The 17,040-nt window shown below is 50.5% G+C and carries 19 protein-coding genes; 9 read left to right on the forward strand and 10 right to left on the reverse strand.

Annotated elements, in window-relative coordinates; all coding sequences use genetic code 11:
* Nucleotides 1-167 precede the first annotated feature (167 nt).
* The 8 genes from ACO0LI_RS26390 to ACO0LI_RS26425 all read left to right on the forward strand — a co-directional run bounded on the left by ACO0LI_RS26390 (nt 168) and on the right by ACO0LI_RS26425 (nt 8,599).
* Nucleotides 168-1,208, forward strand: a complete 1,041-nt coding sequence (locus ACO0LI_RS26390) for a TRAP transporter substrate-binding protein (RefSeq protein WP_423036408.1) — start codon at nt 168-170, stop codon at nt 1,206-1,208.
* Nucleotides 1,209-1,325: 117 nt separating this feature from the next.
* Nucleotides 1,326-2,603, forward strand: coding sequence for an ABC transporter substrate-binding protein (locus tag ACO0LI_RS26395; protein ID WP_423036410.1), 1,278 nt, complete (start codon nt 1,326-1,328; stop codon nt 2,601-2,603).
* Between the two features lie 134 nt (nt 2,604-2,737).
* Entirely contained in the window at nt 2,738-3,604 is an 867-nt protein-coding gene (locus ACO0LI_RS26400) for a branched-chain amino acid ABC transporter permease (protein WP_423036412.1), read from the forward strand.
* Nucleotides 3,605-3,625: 21 nt separating this feature from the next.
* Nucleotides 3,626-4,696, forward strand: a complete 1,071-nt coding sequence (locus tag ACO0LI_RS26405) for a branched-chain amino acid ABC transporter permease (protein ID WP_423036414.1) — start codon at nt 3,626-3,628, stop codon at nt 4,694-4,696.
* Nucleotides 4,693-5,406 (forward strand): ABC transporter ATP-binding protein, encoded by a 714-nt coding sequence (locus tag ACO0LI_RS26410; protein WP_423036416.1) that lies wholly within the window; start codon nt 4,693-4,695, stop codon nt 5,404-5,406. Before ACO0LI_RS26405 ends, ACO0LI_RS26410 begins: the two co-directional genes overlap by 4 nt.
* Nucleotides 5,406-6,110, forward strand: a complete 705-nt coding sequence (locus ACO0LI_RS26415) for an ABC transporter ATP-binding protein (RefSeq protein ID WP_422953504.1) — start codon at nt 5,406-5,408, stop codon at nt 6,108-6,110. The genes ACO0LI_RS26410 and ACO0LI_RS26415 overlap by 1 nt, the downstream gene beginning before the upstream one ends.
* A 116-nt stretch (nt 6,111-6,226) precedes the next feature.
* A complete protein-coding gene (locus ACO0LI_RS26420) occupies nt 6,227-7,873 on the forward strand; it encodes a methyl-accepting chemotaxis protein (protein ID WP_423036418.1) in 1,647 nt (548 codons plus the stop codon).
* Nucleotides 7,874-8,035: 162 nt separating this feature from the next.
* Complete coding sequence (locus tag ACO0LI_RS26425; RefSeq protein WP_422953502.1) at nt 8,036-8,599, forward strand: winged helix DNA-binding protein; 564 nt, start codon at nt 8,036-8,038, stop codon at nt 8,597-8,599.
* Between the two features lie 48 nt (nt 8,600-8,647).
* Here ACO0LI_RS26425 and ACO0LI_RS26430 read toward each other — a convergent pair whose 3' ends face one another.
* The gene (locus ACO0LI_RS26430) at nt 8,648-8,923 is read right to left on the reverse strand and encodes a hypothetical protein (RefSeq protein WP_423036420.1); all 276 of its coding nucleotides are present in this window, start codon (nt 8,921-8,923) and stop codon (nt 8,648-8,650) included.
* A 249-nt stretch (nt 8,924-9,172) separates the two neighbouring features.
* Between ACO0LI_RS26430 and ACO0LI_RS26435 the strand changes: the two genes are divergently transcribed.
* Nucleotides 9,173-10,030, forward strand: coding sequence for an HDOD domain-containing protein (locus tag ACO0LI_RS26435; protein WP_423036422.1), 858 nt, complete (start codon nt 9,173-9,175; stop codon nt 10,028-10,030).
* 39 nt (nt 10,031-10,069) lie between these two features.
* Here the strand turns inward: ACO0LI_RS26435 and ACO0LI_RS26440 are convergent, their stop codons facing one another.
* The 9 genes from ACO0LI_RS26440 to ACO0LI_RS26480 form a co-directional block, all read right to left on the reverse strand.
* Nucleotides 10,070-10,843, reverse strand: a complete 774-nt coding sequence (locus tag ACO0LI_RS26440) for a LytR/AlgR family response regulator transcription factor (protein ID WP_422953499.1) — start codon at nt 10,841-10,843, stop codon at nt 10,070-10,072.
* A 22-nt stretch (nt 10,844-10,865) separates the two neighbouring features.
* Nucleotides 10,866-11,936 carry a sensor histidine kinase gene (locus ACO0LI_RS26445; RefSeq protein WP_423036424.1) on the reverse strand — a complete coding sequence of 357 codons (1,071 nt, stop codon included), beginning with the start codon at nt 11,934-11,936 and terminating at the stop codon, nt 10,866-10,868.
* Between the two features lie 12 nt (nt 11,937-11,948).
* Nucleotides 11,949-12,635, reverse strand: coding sequence for a LiaI-LiaF-like domain-containing protein (locus tag ACO0LI_RS26450; RefSeq protein ID WP_423036426.1), 687 nt, complete (start codon nt 12,633-12,635; stop codon nt 11,949-11,951).
* Nucleotides 12,636-12,683: 48 nt separating this feature from the next.
* Nucleotides 12,684-13,043 (reverse strand): LiaI-LiaF-like domain-containing protein, encoded by a 360-nt coding sequence (locus ACO0LI_RS26455; RefSeq protein WP_423036428.1) that lies wholly within the window; start codon nt 13,041-13,043, stop codon nt 12,684-12,686.
* Nucleotides 13,044-13,262: 219 nt separating this feature from the next.
* A complete protein-coding gene (locus ACO0LI_RS26460; protein ID WP_146218944.1) occupies nt 13,263-13,634 on the reverse strand; it encodes a hypothetical protein in 372 nt (123 codons plus the stop codon).
* Nucleotides 13,635-13,759: 125 nt separating this feature from the next.
* Nucleotides 13,760-14,206 carry a DUF2214 family protein gene (locus tag ACO0LI_RS26465; protein WP_423036430.1) on the reverse strand — a complete coding sequence of 149 codons (447 nt, stop codon included), beginning with the start codon at nt 14,204-14,206 and terminating at the stop codon, nt 13,760-13,762.
* 130 nt (nt 14,207-14,336) lie between these two features.
* Nucleotides 14,337-15,107, reverse strand: coding sequence for a DUF1223 domain-containing protein (locus tag ACO0LI_RS26470; RefSeq protein WP_423036432.1), 771 nt, complete (start codon nt 15,105-15,107; stop codon nt 14,337-14,339).
* Nucleotides 15,108-15,175: 68 nt separating this feature from the next.
* Nucleotides 15,176-16,108 (reverse strand): fused MFS/spermidine synthase, encoded by a 933-nt coding sequence (locus ACO0LI_RS26475; RefSeq protein WP_423036434.1) that lies wholly within the window; start codon nt 16,106-16,108, stop codon nt 15,176-15,178.
* Between the two features lie 20 nt (nt 16,109-16,128).
* Entirely contained in the window at nt 16,129-16,959 is an 831-nt protein-coding gene (locus tag ACO0LI_RS26480) for a hypothetical protein (protein ID WP_423036436.1), read from the reverse strand.
* Between the last annotated feature and the right edge of the window lie 81 nt (nt 16,960-17,040).

The following is a 17,040-nucleotide window of genomic DNA, read 5'->3' on the forward strand; positions in this document are numbered from 1 at the left end:
TTTCTACTGGTTTTCATCTTAATAACAGCAAGGAAAAAAACTTTATAAACATCTTGTAGATTTTTCCTTTGATGATATTGTAGTAGTTATTGAGATTAAATGTAAGATATTTTATTGACGATTTATCGATAAAACGTTTACGATGTAAAACAGTGAGGGAGCAAATGATGTCAGATTCAATTCGCAACAAGCTGAGTTTTTCCTGCATATCTGCTCCTTCTCGCAAGAGATTTGTCGGTATTTATATGTTGGTGGTAGCCGTCATGACAGCCAACGCGCAGGCTGAGACAGTGGATATACGCATCGCTACTGCCTATGCTGCAGATAATTTCCAGACGATGAATTTGCAACAGTTTGCCAAAGAAGTAGCAGTTGCCAGCAATGGCCAGGTGAAGATGACGGTGTTCCCGGCGGGTAGTTTATTGAAGCCGGCTGATATATTTCCTGGTGTGGTGAATGAAAAGGCTGAGGCTGGTGAAGTCATTATGTCCAGCCTGGCGAAAGAGATACCGGTGTTTGGTCTTGATTCTTTGCCATTCACTGTCAGAGGTTATGAAGATGCACATAATCTGTGGATGGCTTCAAAGCATGAAGTAGAAAAAGCACTGGTCAAGCGTGGTTTAAAGTTACTGTATTCAGTACCGTGGCCACCACAGAATCTGTATTCGAAAAAGCCATTGAGTTCACTGGCAGATTTCAAGGGTATGCGCATGCGCAGTTACAACCCGGCCAGTGAACGTATTGCCGAACTGGCGATGGCGACGGCAGTGCCAGTGCAGGTGATAGACCTGGAAAAAGCAATCGCCAGCGATAAACTGGATGTGATGATCACTTCGAGCTGGACCGGGGTTGAAACCAAGGCCTGGAGCAAGATGGGGTATTACTACCAGGCGAATGCATGGATACCAAAAAATATTGTCTTCATCAGCCAGAAAGTGTTTTCCAGACTGGATGCTGAAACGCAAAAGAAAATGATGGAGGCAGCCCAGGCCGCAGAAAAGCGTGGCTGGAATATGAGCCGCGACAGTGATGCCGGGTATGAAAATCAGCTACGCAATAACAAGGTCAAGATAGACCGGGTAGATGCACTATTAAGAAATAACCTCGACAGGCTGGGGGAACAGTTTGTCAGGGAATGGTTGAAAACCGCAAGCAGTGAAGAAGTATCGATTTTATTGAAATACACGACTGAAAGGTCGATGAAGTAAATCTTTGACTGGCAAATACAGCATGTCCAGACGAAGGCAGAAGTAGCAGCATAAGAGATGGCTCTCATCAGGTTGGTCACAAGAGTCCTACATTTAATTAAATTGGAGCGTTTAATAATGTTTACAAATACCATCAAAAAAATTGCCCGCGCCGGTCTTCTGGTCAGCCTGGGTCTGAGTTTTTGCTATTCTGCCTATGCGCAGCAAGAAATCAAGATAGGCGTTATCTATCCATTGTCCGGTGCTGCAGCATCGTCTGGCAGTGAAATGAAAAACGCGCTGGAACTGGCTGCCGACATCGTTAACAACGGTGCCAAAAGTGTGCCCAATCTGCCGTTCTCTACTGGGGGTGGCTTGCCTAATTTGAAGGGCGCAAAAATCAAACTGGTGTTTGCTGACCATCAGGGCAATCCACAAATCGGTGCAACAGAAACCGAGAGACTGATCACTCAGGAAAAAGTGGTTGCTGTGGTCGGCGCCTACTTCAGCAATGTGACTGCGACTTCCAGTCAGGTCGCAGAAAAATACAAGATTCCCTATGTGAATCCTGAATCTTCCTCTTCTACCCTGACGCAACGCGGCTTTAAATGGTTCTTCCGCACGACGGCCCATGATGATTTGTTCGTCCATAATTTCTTTGATTTCTTCAAAGAGCTGGAAGCCAAAAAAGGCATCAAGGTCAAGCAACTGGCTACCTTCAATGAAAATACTTTATGGGGTAATGAAACCACCAAGCTGGAAACCAAGCTGGCAGCAGAAAAAGGCTACAACCTGGTCAAGACCATCGTCTATCCAGCAAAAAGTACACAACTGACTTCTGAAGTGCAGCAATTGAAATCAGCCAGCCCGCAAGTCGTCATGCAATCTTCTTATCTGGGCGACGCCATCATGTCCATGAAAACCTATAAGGAGCTTGGTTTTTCACCTGACATGATTTTGGCAAATAATGCCGGTTTTACTGATACAGAATTCCGCCGCACGCTGGGCAAGGATGCTGACTACGTCATCACCCGTGAAGTCTGGTCGCCTGATCTGGCCAAAAATAATCCGCTGATCAAGCAAGTCAATGATTTGTATAACAGCAAATACAAGGCTGACTTTACCGGCAATTCTTCCCGTACATTTACTGGTCTGATGACACTGGTCGATGCCATCAACCGCGCCGGTTCTACCGAACCAGAAGCCATCCGCAAAGCACTGACAGAAACCAATATCCCTGCCAACAAACTGATCATGCCGTGGAAGGGCGTGAAGTTTGATGAACATGGCCAAAACGTTTTGGGTTCCGGCATCCTGGTACAGATCATCGACGGTAAATACAACACGGTATGGCCTTTTGACCTGGCGACTAAAGATGTGGTCTGGCCTATGCCTAAGTGGGATCAACGCAAATAATAAAGCTCGTAAAACATGAAGAATGCTCGTCCGGCCCTTGGCTGGGTGAGCAAAAAGATACTCAGTAAATTGTCTGACGAATACCTGACGTCGGTTTTACATAGCTATACATAAGAGGAAGTGCGAGGAGAAATATGTCTCTTGAAATTATTATTCAAACCCTGGCGTCAGGGATCCTGATCGGCTTGATCTATGCGCTGGTGGCGATAGGTTTGACGCTGATATTTGGCGTCATGGATGTCGTCAACTTTTCCCATGGTGAGTTTCTGATGTTCGGCATGTATTCCAGTTTCTGGATGTACTCGCTGTTTGCATTGGACCCCATATTTACCCTGCCTTTAACGGCATTGTTCTTGTTTGCGCTTGGTGTGATCCTGTACAAACTCATCATCAAAAAGATCACTAATGCGCCGATGCTCTCGCAGATTTTTACGACCTTTGGTTTGATGATGCTGTTCCGTGGCCTGGCACAATTTTTCTGGAAGCCAGATTTCAGGACGGTTGATCATTCTGTCGTCTCCGGTGCGGTGCAGGTATTCGGCATACAGGTGGGTATGCCGCAGGTGACTGCAGGTGTTGGAGCAATCCTGGTGACCATGGGGATTTACCTGTTCCTGACCAAAACCCGCGCCGGTGCTGCGCTGGAAGCGACCGCTGCTGATAAAGAAGCCGCACAACTAATGGGCATAGATTCACAAAAAATGTTTGCCATGGCCTGGGGCATAGGCGCTGCCTGTGCTGGTGTGGCGGGTGCTTTGCTGTCCACCTTCTTTCCCATCTTCCCGGAAGTGGGTGCGAACTTCATCCTGATTGCTTTTGTGGTGGTGAACCTCGGTGGTTTTGGTAGCGTCATTGGTGCCTTGTTTGCCGGGATTATTGTTGGAGTTATCGAGGTCATGGGTGGCTTCCTAATCGGGCCGCAATATAAATTGGCATTGGTGCTTGGCTTGTTCCTGGCGGTGTTGATGTTCCGTCCGCAAGGACTGATGGGTAAGCAATAAGGTCAAAAATAAGGTGGAGATATGAACATACAAGACAAAACCGTGATCTCGGCGCATGAGTTGCTGGCGCCAGATTCACATGGCAATTCCTCGGTGAAATACTTACTACTGGCTTTGTGCGTGATTGCCGCATTGCTGGTACCTGTGGTGGTTAAAGACCCGTCGCATCAAAATCTGGCGATATTGATTTTGATGGCAGCGCAACTGGGTGTTGCCTGGAACATCGTCGGCGGTTATGCCGGTCAGGTTTCGCTGGGGCATGTCGCTTTTTACGGGCTGGGTGCTTACACTTCGACACTGTTGTTGACGCAATTTGGTCTGAACGCCTGGGTCGCTATGATCTGTGGCGGCATACTGGCCGCAGCAATCAGTCTCATCATAGGCTGGTCATGCTTTCGCCTTAACGGGCATTACTTTGGCATGGCGACTATCGCAGTGGCTGAAATCATCCAGATCATTTTCACGAACTGGGAATATGCCGGTGCTGCTGTTGGCCTGACCATACCGATGGACCAGCAAGGCTGGGGCAGCATGATATTTACTGACAAGGCACCGTATTACTACATCGCGCTTGGTCTCTTGCTGGTGACGCTGGCGGTGAATTACTGGATAGAACACAGTTATCTCGGTTACTACTTCCGCGCCATCAAGGATGAGCCAGATGCCGCGCGCAGCCTGGGTATCAACCTCAGCCGTTACAAGCAGATTGCTTTTGCCGTCAGCAGTTTTTTTACGGCGATTGGTGGCAGCCTGTATGCGCAGAAGGAGTTGTATATAGACCCGGGCTCAGTCCTGCATACCGGCCTGTCGATCAAGATGGCACTGGTGTCCATTCTCGGTGGGGTAGGTACTTTGCTGGGGCCAGTCATAGGCGCAGGTGTGCTGACCTTTATTGAAGAAGGTACGCGTACCCTGTTTGGTGGCTCTGGCCGTGGTACTGATCTGGTCATCTATGCCGCATTGATCGTGGTGATTGCCGTGTATTACCCGACCGGTGTACTGGGCTGGATCAAGCAATTTTTTGCACGCAGAAAAGCAGTCAAGGCACAAAAAGAACAAGATGTACAAGAGGCAAAAAGGGAGGCAGCATGAGCTTGTTGCGAGTAGAGAGCGTCAGCAAACGCTTCGGCGGCATTACCGCCAACCAGGATGTCTCATTTGAAGTAGGTGCAGGCAAGATCGTCGGCCTGATAGGTCCGAACGGTGCAGGCAAGACCACGATGTTCAATTGCATTGCCGGTTATGCTCCACCTACGACTGGTGAAATCTGGATGAATGATATCAAGGTATCCGGCATGAGCCCCGAGCAATGCGCGCGTGCTGGCATAGGCCGAACCTTCCAGGTGGCGCGTACTTTCACCAGCATGACAGCGCTGGAAAACGTCATGGTTGGTGCCTTCCTGATCAACAAGAATGTCAGTGATGCGCGGCAGAGTGCCACCAAGTTGCTGAACTTCGTCAACCTTGGGCAGTTCAAGGACAAGCCTGCAGGCAGTATGACTATCAGTGAACAGCGCCGCCTGGCGGTGGCACGTGCACTGGCAGTCCGGCCACGTCTGTTGCTCATGGATGAAGTCATGGCGGGCCTGAACCCGACAGAAGTCAAAGAGACGGTAGATGTGGTCTTGAAAATTCGTGAAGAAGGTATTTCCTGCCTCATTGTTGAACACGTGCTGGAAGGCATCATGCCAATTGCTGATGCGATAGTGGTGCTTGATTATGGCAAGAAAATAGCCGAAGGCAGTCCTGAACAAGTATCTAACGATCCCAAAGTGATCGCTGCCTACCTGGGAGATGAATGATGCTGCAAGTAAGAAATTTGAGAGTCAGTTATGACGGCGTGCTGGCCTTGTCCAAAGTCGATATCGATGTAGAGAAGGGCAAGATCGTCGCCCTGGTCGGCGGCAATGGCAATGGCAAGACCACTACCTTGCGGGCGATCGCTGGCCTGAATGCGGCAGACGATGGCCAGATCGTATTCGATGGCAAGCCGCTGGAAAAAATCCCGGCCAGCAAACGGGTAGGGCTGGGCTTGTCGCTGGTGCCGGAAGGACGGCGCATCTTTGCCCGCCTGACGGTAGAAAGAAATCTGCAACTCGGTGCCTACACCCGCCGTGATGACGACGAAGTGGCTGAATCCATAGACACCATGTATACGCTCTTCCCCATTCTCAAGGAAAGGCGTTACCAGCTCGCTGGCACCATGAGTGGTGGTGAGCAGCAGATGCTGGCAATTGCCCGTGGCCTGATGGCCAAGCCCAAGATGCTCTTGCTGGATGAGCCATCCTGGGGTATCGCCCCCAAGTTTGTCACCAAGGTACTCGACACCATACAGCTGATCAATCAGCAGGGTATGTCGATACTGCTGGTTGAGCAAAACCTGCACAAGGCGCTGGCAATTGCGCATCACGGTTATGTCATACAGACAGGCCGTATCGTCATGCAGGGTACTGGGCAAGAATTGCTCAACAATGACGACGTCAAGAAAGCTTACCTGGGCGTCTGACAGCAGATAGTCTGACAGAAGATAAATGGCAGTAAGCAGATCGACGGCAAGTGCCTGCACTTGCCGCTGGCCTGACTCGTCCGCAAATTTAGCAGGTTTTGAATCAGGGGTTAGCCATGTTGAACAAGTACATCAGGAACTGGAAGATAGGCCATAAGCTGGGCCTGGGTTTTGCATTTGTTATCTTGCTCATGCTGGCACTGACGGTGACGGGATACACGCAACTGGGTCGGGTCAACCAAGGCGTGAATCTCGTTGTCAAGGAGGTGTATCCCAAGACGGCGACAGTCAACCGCATCAAGGCTGATCTCGACCACATCGCCCGCAGCATGCGCAATCTCTTGCTGCTATCGACTCTCGATGAAAGAAAACCTGAACAGGCAGCCATCGATAAATCAGGCAAACAGATAGAGCTTGATCTTGCACAATTTGGCAAACTGGCCAGCTCGGCAGAAGAGAAAAAACTACTGCAAGCCGTCCTAGCAGCGAAGCAGCGCTACCAGCCTGTGCTCCACAAATTCCTCAAGCTGGTGGTGGAGAATGAGGTGGAGCAAGCCAAGGATCTGGTCTTGCCAGAGATCGCTCCTTTGCAAGACCAGTATTTTGCCGCACTTGATCAACTGGTGACATTGCAAACCAGCCAGATGGAACGTAGCGGCAGCGATGCTGCATCCATCTCTGGTGCAGCGCAGGTATTAATGATCATCTTGCTGGCTTTCGCGGGCTTGGTGGCAGTGTTGATTGCTATCTTGACGACCAGGGCGATTACGGCTTCCCTGAAGGCGGCTATCTTGCTTGCCGAGTCTGTGGCAGGAGGCGATTTGCGGGCTGACATAGAAGTCAGGAGTAATGATGAAACAGGTCAATTGTTGACATCGTTGAACCAGATGAGCCAGAGTCTGATTAACACTGTAGGCCAGGTCAGGAAGAGTTCAGAAAATATCGGCCTTGCCTCACGTGAAATTGCCAATGGCAATATGGATTTATCCAACCGTACTGAGCAGCAGGCATCTGGCCTGGAAGAAACTGCGGCGTCGATGGAACAACTGACAGCGACTGTCGGCCAGAATGCAGAGAACGCCGCGCAGGCACATGATTTGGCGGGCAAGGCTTACCAGCACGCGGGCAAGGGTGGCAAGGTCATCGATCAGGTGGAACTGACCATGGGTGCGATCAAGGCCAGCTCGAACAAGATAGTCGATATCATCGGTGTCATTGACGGCATTGCTTTTCAAACCAATATCCTGGCATTGAATGCAGCGGTGGAAGCCGCACGTGCCGGTGAAAATGGCCGTGGCTTTGCAGTGGTGGCGGCTGAAGTGCGCAACCTGTCGCAAAGATCAGCCAGTGCGGCAAAAGAGATCAAAACCCTGATTGCCGATTCAGTCGGGCAGGTCGATGCTGGCGGCAAGCTCGTCAATGAAGCCAGCCTGACGATGCGCGATATTGTCAGCTCAGTCCAGCATGTGGCTGAGATCATCAGCGAAATCAGCGCGGCCAGCCGCGAACAGAATACCGGCATAGTCCAGGTCAACCAGGCCATCAGCATGATGGACCAGATGACGCAGCAAAATGCAGCCCTGGTCGAGCAGGCGGCTGCGGCAGCCAGGAGCATGCAGGATGAAGCTGAATTACTGGTGGAGACGGTGGCGGTGTTCAAGCTGGAAAAAACCATGCAGGCCGCACCAGCACGGGTGGATATACCGGTACATGCCAGACCGGCATTGCGCATGTCCAGCAATAGCAAAGTGCTGCGTAGCTAAAGTGAATATGGCAGACGAAGTATCAAGGCTGTGGATAAAAACATAAAACATCGATTTTTTATTGATAAATCAACGCGAAAAGACTGACTTTTTTCTCAAAGAAGATAAAATCAGGCTATGAATTACGCCAGTTTTTATTCAATTTATCTTTAAAGAATCATTATGTCCACAACCAAACCTGTCAAAAAAGCCACCCCTAGTCCGGCTGCATCTACTGCCACGCCAAGGGTACCTATCGTCTCCTCTTCCCATCTGGCTGAGGGCAGGAGTGCAGAATTGAGTGAATTTGAGTTTGGAATGATCATTGCCAGCAATGCCTTCAACCGCTGGGCGGTCAGGTGTATGGCTGCGGTGGGCATGAAAGACATGACCATCACTGATGTGCTGGTGCTGCACCATATCAACCACCGGGCGCGTGAGAAAAAACTGGCCGACATCGCCTTCATCCTGAATATCGAAGATACCCACATCGTCAATTATTCATTGAAAAAACTGCAAGCGCTGAAGCTGGTGCAGACAGAAAAGCGTGGCAAGGAAATCCTGTATTCGACCAACGAAGCAGGCCGTGATATCTGCCGTCGTTATTCTGAAATCCGTGAGCAGGTATTGGTCTCGGCACTGACGGGTGATGGTACCGAGAGTTTTGAACTGAGTGAGCTGGCCCGCTTCCTCAGGGTATTGTCAGGTTTGTACGAGCAGGCAGCCAGGGCGGCAACGTCCCTGTAAACCCCGACCCCATGCAGTGTTTTCTGTCATGGGGAACAGTCCTGTTTGTTATTGCTCCTGATGTAATTGCCTGGCCTGCTTCTGGTTCTTGTTGATGTTAATCGCTAGCAAGATGACGATGAGCTTGAATATCATGAAAGCGATAAAGATACTCAGGGCCAGTGGCAATATCATCAGGGCAACAGCGATCACCATGCAGATCACCAGCAAATGTGGCAGTGGCAGGGCCATCATCGCCAAAAAGGCTTTGCGGCACAGGTAAAAAAACTCATGGGCAGCCTGGCGCATCAGTGTGAATAATTGTTCGGTTTGAGCAGATTTCATGTCATTTCCCTTTGTTTTCTGTTTTTTCAATATCTTGCTGCGATGAATACAGATTACGCCTTCGCCATCTGACATGCACCGGCTTTGCGACGAAATGCGTGAATACGGGATTAAAAGGTAGCCAAAGCCTGTGAAATGGATAGAGGCCAGTAAGTGCAATTGATAATTCATGTAAGCAGACTTTGCCAAACCTGCATAAACAGGTTTCACAAGGTACAATAAAAAATCGTCAGCATTCTTATTGCTATCATGACAGACCAAAAAAACACTGAATTCGCTTTCCTTGAAGCCTTTACTGCGGAATTGTCTGCCAAAAAACTGGTATTCCCCACGTCTTTGGGGGCAACCATGAAGATCAGGAAGGCGCTGAGCCAGGCCGACATCTCCACCGACATGGTGGCGCGCATCATAGGCACTGAGCCTGTCTTGTCGGCCAAGGTGCTGCACCTGAGTAATTCAGCCAGTTTTAATGCCCAGGGGCGCAAGATCGGTGACTTGCGTGCTGCCACCAATTTGCTCGGATTTTCTGCGGTACGCAATCTCGCCATTTCCATAGGCATGAAGCAACTAGCGGAAAATAAATACAATGGCAGCCTGTCTGCCCAGATGGATGGTCTCTGGCGGCGCAGCCTGCGGGTGGCAGCTCTCGCCATGGTCATAGCCAGGACATATACCCGCCTCAGCGCTGACAAGGCCATGCTGGCCGGCCTGCTGCATGATATAGGCAAGTTCTATATCCTGAACCGGGCTAACCATTACCAGGAATTGTTCAAATCTGAGCAGGTACTATGGGATTTGATCGACCACTGGCATGCCAGCATAGGCAGCGCGATACTGGAAGACTGGGAAATTTCTGACGATATCCGTGTCGCTGTCATGGATCACCGTGACCACCAGCCTGGCCCTACCCACAAAGTCGGTTTGATCGACGTCGTGACAGTGGCAGATTTTTTGGATGCGCATTTCGTCAATGAAAGCATAGACACGCTGGACTGGAACACCGTACCAGCCAGCTTCAAATTGCTGAGTATAGATAAAGACAATATTGAGGCCCTGATGCAGGAAACCAGGACGGAACTTGCCCTGGTATTGAAGGCAATCAACTAAGCTTTCAAAACTAAGCTCTCAAAACCAAGCTCCCAGAAACTAACTCAGCAAGGCACGTAAGCGTTCATTGCCTGCCCGGCTGACAGGTACCTGGGTACCGCTTTTCAGGACAGCAACCTGGCTGTCCTTGCTGGTTTTTTCCATTGACTGTACTGCAGTGATCTGTACCAGGAAAGAGCGGTGTACCCGTACAAATTTGCCAGCATCAAGCTGGCTTTCAAGTTCAGACAGGCTCTGGGTTTTCATATACGATTTGCCTGCCGCATGGATAAGGATATAGTCGTCCTGGGCTTCGACATAATCTATGCTTTCCAGTGGCACGACATGTACCTGCCCACGGTCACGTATCAGCAGACGTTGCAGTTTCTCGCTTTGCTGGGCCAGCATTGTTTCCAGGGCTTGCGTGCTTGATGAGTTAGGCGAGGTAGGTGAGTTGGCTGAGGTTTCCTGTATGAGCAGCTTGCGTGCCTTGCCCAGTGCTTCGTCAAAACGCTGTTGGGAATAGGGTTTGAGGAGATAGTCAACCGCATGCAGGTCAAAGGCTTTCAGCGCATATTGATCATAGGCCGTCGTGAAGATCACGCCGCTGCGCCTACCTGTCAGTTCCAGCACTTCCAGCCCTGACAATTGCGGCATCTGTATGTCCAGCAAGACTAGGTCGGGATTGAGTTTGTTGATGGCATCGACAGCTTCCAGCCCGGTTTCGCATTCGCCTATGACGTCGAGGTCAGGATGAGCACGCAAATATTCCAGTGATAATCTGCGGGCCAGTTCTTCGTCATCGACGATCAGGACTTGTAAGCGCTTATTCATACTTGCTCATGCTTATAGATGATTATTGGGTTTGATTATTGGGTTCAAAAGGTAAAGCCATTTCCAGCGTAAACTTTTCATCTCCACGCTGCCAGCTGACACGCGCCTGTTCGCCATACAAGGCAAAAAAACGTTGGCGCAGGTTGACCAGGCCGAGGCCATTGCCCGTACTGTTGACGGGCTCAGCGCTGACGGGATTTTCTACCGCAATATGCAGCCAGCCTTCGCGCTGGAATATCGTCACCCTGATGAGCCCGCCCTTGGGCAAATTACGTATGCCATGCTTGATGGCATTTTCCAGCAAGGGTTGCAGTATCATGGGGGGGATCAGGGCGCTTTCTGCTTCTTCCGTAACTTCAAACTCTGTATCCAGCTTTTTGCCAAAACGGATTTTTTCTACCGCCAGGAAGTTTTCGCACAGGCGCAATTCATCCTTGAGGCTGATTTTTTCTTTTTCGGCAATCGCCAGGGTTTGCCTGAAAAAGTCAGCAAGGGCTATCGTCATCGTCCGTGCAGCAGTAGCATCAATCGCTGTCAGGGCACTGATGGAATTGAGGCTGTTAAACAGGAAGTGCGGGTCAATTTGCGAGCGCAAGACCTGTAGTTCAGCGTCTCTTGCCAGCAATCGCGAGGCTGCTTCCCGTCTTTCTGCCTCACGTATATTGTCGAAGGCAATATATACATCAAAGGCCAGCAAGGCCAGCAGGTAAACTGCAAAGCCGGTGATGAAAAACAGCACCAGCAAATGACTGCTCAGGTGTAGCACCTCCACATCATCTGATGCCAATACCAATACCCGGTTCCAGCCATAACACAGTCCCAGCCAGCTAAGGCCAGAAATCAGGGCTGCACCGGCAAACACCAATGCAGCCAGGCTGAAGCTGCGACGGTTGAAGGGAATTGAGCGACAAACAAAATAGGCTGAAGAAGTCAGGAAGCTGCCAAACAGGGCCAAAGGTAAAGAGAATAGCAGAGCAAATGACCAGTTTGCCAGATCAGCTGCCACCAGCAGCCTGGCGATCAGCACCCCTGTCATCATCCAGGCAATGAGATAGACCAGGAAGCGGCGGCGGTCTGACAGAATAGGGTGCATGAATCTTTATCTTTAGTTGATTATTTCAACGCCACCCATGACGGCATAACCCTTGATGTAAAGCTTCTTCGCATTCAGCATCGGTGGCACGGTTTTATCATCAAAGCCACCGAGTATGGGCGAGCCATGCGAAACCACAGTCCAGTCATTTGGTATCTTGAGGACGATGCCGCCCCACATGGCAAATACATTCAGGGTTGCTTCTGACTGCATCGACGCAGCACGCAAATCCAGTTCCACGCCACCCATGATGCAATTGATTTCACCGCCGCGAAAATCCTGGGAGCTGTTTTGCAACTTGTTGCCGCTCATGACGGCGACGATATTACAGATCGCATCTTGGTTCGTGCCATTGTTGATTAGTTTTTCCTGATCGCCTATCTTGCCCTTGAAGATCACCATGAGGCCGGCAAAAATCATGAATACGGGCCACCAGTCACGCATGCGGAAATAAATGATGCCCATGTGATGCAGTATCAACAAAGCACCCAGGCCAACAAAGCCGCAGCCTATGATGTAGCCTGCCGTAGTGTCGCTTTTTGAAATCTTCAAGGCACCGACGAAGATGAAGACCATGGGCCAGAAGTGAAAGACTTCTCGTACGTTGAACAGGTTCAGATTGTCGAGCAGGGCCAGCGCGCCAAAAATCAGGAGCATGCCCCCGATCAGGATGCGGCCTTGAGGGTTATTGTTTTTCATGATAATGATCCGGTATTGGTGAGTATTCGTTGTCGATAAGGTAGATATTTATTTTTGCGCGTCTCTGGCCGCCAGCAACCCACCAACCAGATGCTGGATGCCAAAGGCGATCAATAGCAAAGGCCAACTGGTGCGAAAGCTCCAGCCCCACAAATGTTCTATCGAGACATATAGCCACAGGGCAAAGACCAGACTGAAACAGCCCTTGGCAATATGTTCAGGCTTGCCAGGACTGATGATATCGACGAGGCCGCCTATGGCGATCATGGCTGGCAGCAAGAACCAGTAATCAAGCGCCTGTATTACATCCAGGCGATCCATCAAAAAGACGCTACCTGCGACTATCAGAGTAAGGCCGAAAAACAAATTGCCTTTGCTGTGACGCTGGGTTTCAGAATTTGCAGACATATCTTGACCTTTCTTATTATCAAAAACTTCTGTGTTTTTGTTCCGTAAGATCAAGATACGCAAAGCAAAGTCACTTGTCGCGCTCCTTTCGGCGAATGACGGCTTTCGTCGGTGATTGACGAAAAGCCAGTAATAAGGGTTTTGGAAACGGGGCTGGATTGGATGCCAGCTCTGTATCAGAAGCGCCATATCAAGGGCGCCACATTGGCATGGCAGGAACTAGCTAAGGAGCTGTATGAAGTGTTCAGCAGTACGTACGATGCGCTTGGATTCTGTGCCAAACAGGTCGTGCGTCTCTTGCACTATGTATTCATTGGAGCCCTTGGTACAGTACAGCAAACCGCGGAAATTCGTCCCCAGATAAGTGAATGGCGCCAGCTTGGTCTTGACCGGTACATCGCTGCCTATCAGGGCACGCAGTTTGCGCTCTACATCATAGAGGCTCTTTTCATCCAGGGTGACAGTGGCCCCCTTGGGAGTGGGAAAGGTCGATTGAAAGGACGGGTTTTGCCCCATGGGGTTCCTGAACGAGATTTTAATGCCCAGCTTCAGGAACTTGGATACGGCGGTAAAGTCGTTTTCGTCATACATGGCAATGTCCCGGATAGTTATGCTGCCATGCGCGATGGCTGCACTATATGATGTGGAAAGATTGCCAGAAATCAGGCATTTACACAACTTTTCTTGTCGCCTGTGTTCATCAAAATCATGCCGTTTTACATACTGTAACCCTTGGCCATGACTACCGCACCAGCGAGAATGAAGATGATGCCAGCCAGTTCCAGTTTCAATATGGTTTGTATGGTACTGGCCTGTGCATCAGGAAATACCGGCAACTGACTTTGCTTGACCGCCTTGCCCCAGCGCAGGAATACCACGGTAGGATAGATGGATAACAGGCCAACGACGATGAAAGCCGTCATCTTGAGCATGAAGGCATGGTTATGCAGATAGTAATCCTGCCCTTTTTCAAAGTACATCACGCGCAAGACTCCCAGCACGATGATGAGCATGGCGCTCATGCCATAGATGCTGTCGATAAAGCGCAGGCTTCTGGCCGATGATACGGTAAGCGGCTGGCGCACCAGTACAAGTTCTGCCAGCAAAGTGCTGACCAAAGTAAAGGCGGCGATATGGTGCAGCAAGGCGACGATGATATTCACGGCGATGGCTCCTTTGGCGACTGGCAGGAAAGTGCAGAAAGTCTAAGCCATTTATGCCTTGCTTGCTTAAAAAATAAGACCAGGCCTGTGAATTTTGTCGCCAGCCATCAAAAAACTGGCGTGAGCAGTGTTATTGCTGCAGAGCCTCACAGAGTGGCAGGCTAAGTGCCTGCAGGACATTGCCTTGCTTGTCCTGGGCAAACGCCAGCACCGACAGGTTCTTGCGTTTGGCATTGGCGGGTACACTCAGTTGGGCGGCAAAGCTTGCTGCCTTGCCAGCGCTGAGTGGATAAGCATCTCCCCATTCCCTTGCGACAAAGTCATGCTGTAAAGTGGCTCCGCGATTTTCACCCGCCTGTATCTTGCTGACCAGGCCTTGCTCAAGCAGGGCAAAATGCAGCTTTGCATCTTGCCTGCTATTGCCTTGCAGAGTGACAAACAGCTTGTTGTCTGCCAGTTTTTCTATGCCCAGACGCAATGATGCCGCGGCAGCTTGTTGATTGATACGGCGTATGTCATCTGCCATGCCATTGCGCCAGCTACGCAATTCTTTGCCAGCGATGAAGATTTCTGGCGTATAAACAGTGCGGCTATTCGCCAGATCAGCCAGAGTTCTTTGCCTGTCGGTATAAGTCTTTTTGGCAAACACATCTTTCCAGCCCAGGTAATCCCAATAATCAACATGCAGGGACACGGGAATGACTTGCTCACTGTTCAAACCAGTGCTTTGATACAGACGGCTGATGGTTTTGTCGGCGGGCGGGCAGCTGTCGCAGCCTTCAGACGTGTATAGCTCAAGCAGGGCGACAGTATGTGCGGGGCTGGATTTACTGCAGATTTCGGCGGCTTGTGCGTTGCTGGTGGCATAAGCAAACAAGCTAAGCAAGATCAGGGCTTTCATGGCTATCCTCATAGTATGGATAGCCATTAGTTGTACTTAAACTGTTTTGCTTACATCTTGATGTTTGCTTATTCGCCTATCTGCTTTTTCCAGTCCGCATAGTTTTGCGGGACATTGGCGTCTGGCACCATGATGGTTGACAGGCTTAGTTTGAGTGCAGCCAGTTCTTCTTCTGTATCAGCGTAATCGGCAGACAAGGGCAGGCTGAGCAGCTTGTCCTGCAATGCAGAAAATTGCAAGGATGGATGCTGGTCTGACAAAGTCTTTATCGCATGCTCATCAGCCTGGTTCAATGCACCCTTAATGGCATACACAATCAGGTTGTAGCTGTCAGGTGAACGCGTCCAGCTGACCTGGCGCGCAAACTGCTGGCGCAAGCGGCTCAACATGCCAGCCAGGGCACTGGGTTTGCCCCAGACATTGGCAACCATGATGCCATTTGCGACCAGATTGGCATGGCAGATTGCATAAAACTCTGCCGTGTTCAAGTCCGCTACCAGGCCATTTTCATCATAGGCGTCCAGCAGCAAGACATCGGCATCATAAGTATTGTCCTGCAAGTGGGTCACTGCGTCGCAATGGATGACTTGCAGTCGTTCATCGTCCGGTGGCAGCATGAATAGCTCACGCATGGCGATCACGTCAGCATTGATTTCCAGCACAGTGATGCGGCAGTCTGGTAGATGGCGATAGCAGTATTTAACCAGGGAGCCGCCACCCAAGCCTATCAACAAGATATGGCGGGGCTGTGGGTGGAACATGAGCAGGCCCAAGACAGTGCGTGAGTAGGCACACACCAGTTCATCCGGCGCATCCAGTTTCATCGCGCTTTGCATGCACTTGGGGTTCAGGTACATGATACGCAGATTGCCATCATCGAAGTGAAAGGGGCGGCCCTCATGTACTTTTTGTATTTCTTTGAGACGGCGGATATGCTCGCGCTCAGCCGCTGGCACCTGCTTCAGGAACAGGCTGGAAAGGCTTTGCCGGGGTTTTTTCATATCCGCTCTCTTCAGTTTGGTCAGCCGGCCAGTTGGGCTTTCAGTGCTGCAATCTGGCTCAGCAATTCACTGTTTTCAGTTTGCAAGTGCATAACTTGTTGACGCAGGTTGCTGAGTTCATCGACACCGCTGCTGCTGGCGCTGTCTTGCCGACCTTCTATAGCTGCAGGCGCGGCGGCTTCAGCCGCAACTGCCTTGGCCGGGGCTTTTTGTTCACGTACTTTTTCCCTGACCTGACGGGCGGCTTGTTGCAATTCCTTGCGGCCACCGGCTACAGCGGCGACCTGATCTTCATTGGGCAGAGAGGCAATGGCTGCCGCAGCACTGATGGAGATGGTGCCATCGCGCACGGCCTGTACCAGTTCAGGTGCTGCCGCTTTCTGGATTTTTTCTATCTGCACCACGGCATTGCTGCTGATGCCTGCGAGGCGGGCGATTTCCTGGCGGCTTTGGGTAGGTTTGACAACCGGGACAGCGACTTCGCTTTCCGCATTGTCTGATGGTGACTGTTCTTCCTGTGCCTTCATGCGGGCCAGCACGATTTCCTTTTTACGCAAGGCCAGCATGCCGCGCTGGAAGTCAGTGACGCTGCGACGACCCAGATGGTTGTCTATCATCCACAATTGCACGTCTTCTATATTGCTGAAGTTGTCGTTTTGAACAATATTGTAGGGTAGGTTATGACGCTGGCAAATCGCGTAGCGGTTATGACCGTCGATCAGGATATCACCCCAGCATACCAGGGCATCACGGCAGCCTTCCGTCAGGATGCTACGTTCCAGAGCAGTAAATTCATGCTCGGTCAGGGGGTCTATATAGGCGCGCAAGGCCTCATGGATGATGATACTCATACAATAATATCCAGGCTGGAATTTTTCGGGGAAGGCGGCATTGTAGCCGAGAACAGGCGCAACACCGTTGTCAGCGGGTAG

Source organism: Undibacterium sp. Tian12W (assembly GCF_049339405.1).
In the GTDB taxonomy this organism is placed as follows: Bacteria; Pseudomonadota; Gammaproteobacteria; order Burkholderiales; family Burkholderiaceae_D; genus Undibacterium.

Coding starts and splice junctions, on each gene's coding strand:
- ACO0LI_RS26390 (WP_423036408.1), top strand. CDS start 168: ATGTCAGATTCAATTCGCAACAAGCTGAGTTTTTCCTGCATATCTGCT.
- ACO0LI_RS26395 (WP_423036410.1), top strand. CDS start 1,326: ATGTTTACAAATACCATCAAAAAAATTGCCCGCGCCGGTCTTCTGGTC.
- ACO0LI_RS26400 (WP_423036412.1), top strand. CDS start 2,738: ATGTCTCTTGAAATTATTATTCAAACCCTGGCGTCAGGGATCCTGATC.
- ACO0LI_RS26405 (WP_423036414.1), top strand. CDS start 3,626: ATGAACATACAAGACAAAACCGTGATCTCGGCGCATGAGTTGCTGGCG.
- ACO0LI_RS26410 (WP_423036416.1), top strand. CDS start 4,693: ATGAGCTTGTTGCGAGTAGAGAGCGTCAGCAAACGCTTCGGCGGCATT.
- ACO0LI_RS26415 (WP_422953504.1), top strand. CDS start 5,406: ATGCTGCAAGTAAGAAATTTGAGAGTCAGTTATGACGGCGTGCTGGCC.
- ACO0LI_RS26420 (WP_423036418.1), top strand. CDS start 6,227: ATGTTGAACAAGTACATCAGGAACTGGAAGATAGGCCATAAGCTGGGC.
- ACO0LI_RS26425 (WP_422953502.1), top strand. CDS start 8,036: ATGTCCACAACCAAACCTGTCAAAAAAGCCACCCCTAGTCCGGCTGCA.
- ACO0LI_RS26430 (WP_423036420.1), bottom strand. CDS start 8,923: ATGAAATCTGCTCAAACCGAACAATTATTCACACTGATGCGCCAGGCT.
- ACO0LI_RS26435 (WP_423036422.1), top strand. CDS start 9,173: ATGACAGACCAAAAAAACACTGAATTCGCTTTCCTTGAAGCCTTTACT.
- ACO0LI_RS26440 (WP_422953499.1), bottom strand. CDS start 10,843: ATGAATAAGCGCTTACAAGTCCTGATCGTCGATGACGAAGAACTGGCC.
- ACO0LI_RS26445 (WP_423036424.1), bottom strand. CDS start 11,936: ATGCACCCTATTCTGTCAGACCGCCGCCGCTTCCTGGTCTATCTCATT.
- ACO0LI_RS26450 (WP_423036426.1), bottom strand. CDS start 12,635: ATGAAAAACAATAACCCTCAAGGCCGCATCCTGATCGGGGGCATGCTC.
- ACO0LI_RS26455 (WP_423036428.1), bottom strand. CDS start 13,043: ATGTCTGCAAATTCTGAAACCCAGCGTCACAGCAAAGGCAATTTGTTT.
- ACO0LI_RS26460 (WP_146218944.1), bottom strand. CDS start 13,634: ATGTATGACGAAAACGACTTTACCGCCGTATCCAAGTTCCTGAAGCTG.
- ACO0LI_RS26470 (WP_423036432.1), bottom strand. CDS start 15,107: ATGAAAGCCCTGATCTTGCTTAGCTTGTTTGCTTATGCCACCAGCAAC.
- ACO0LI_RS26475 (WP_423036434.1), bottom strand. CDS start 16,108: ATGAAAAAACCCCGGCAAAGCCTTTCCAGCCTGTTCCTGAAGCAGGTG.
- ACO0LI_RS26480 (WP_423036436.1), bottom strand. CDS start 16,959: ATGAGTATCATCATCCATGAGGCCTTGCGCGCCTATATAGACCCCCTG.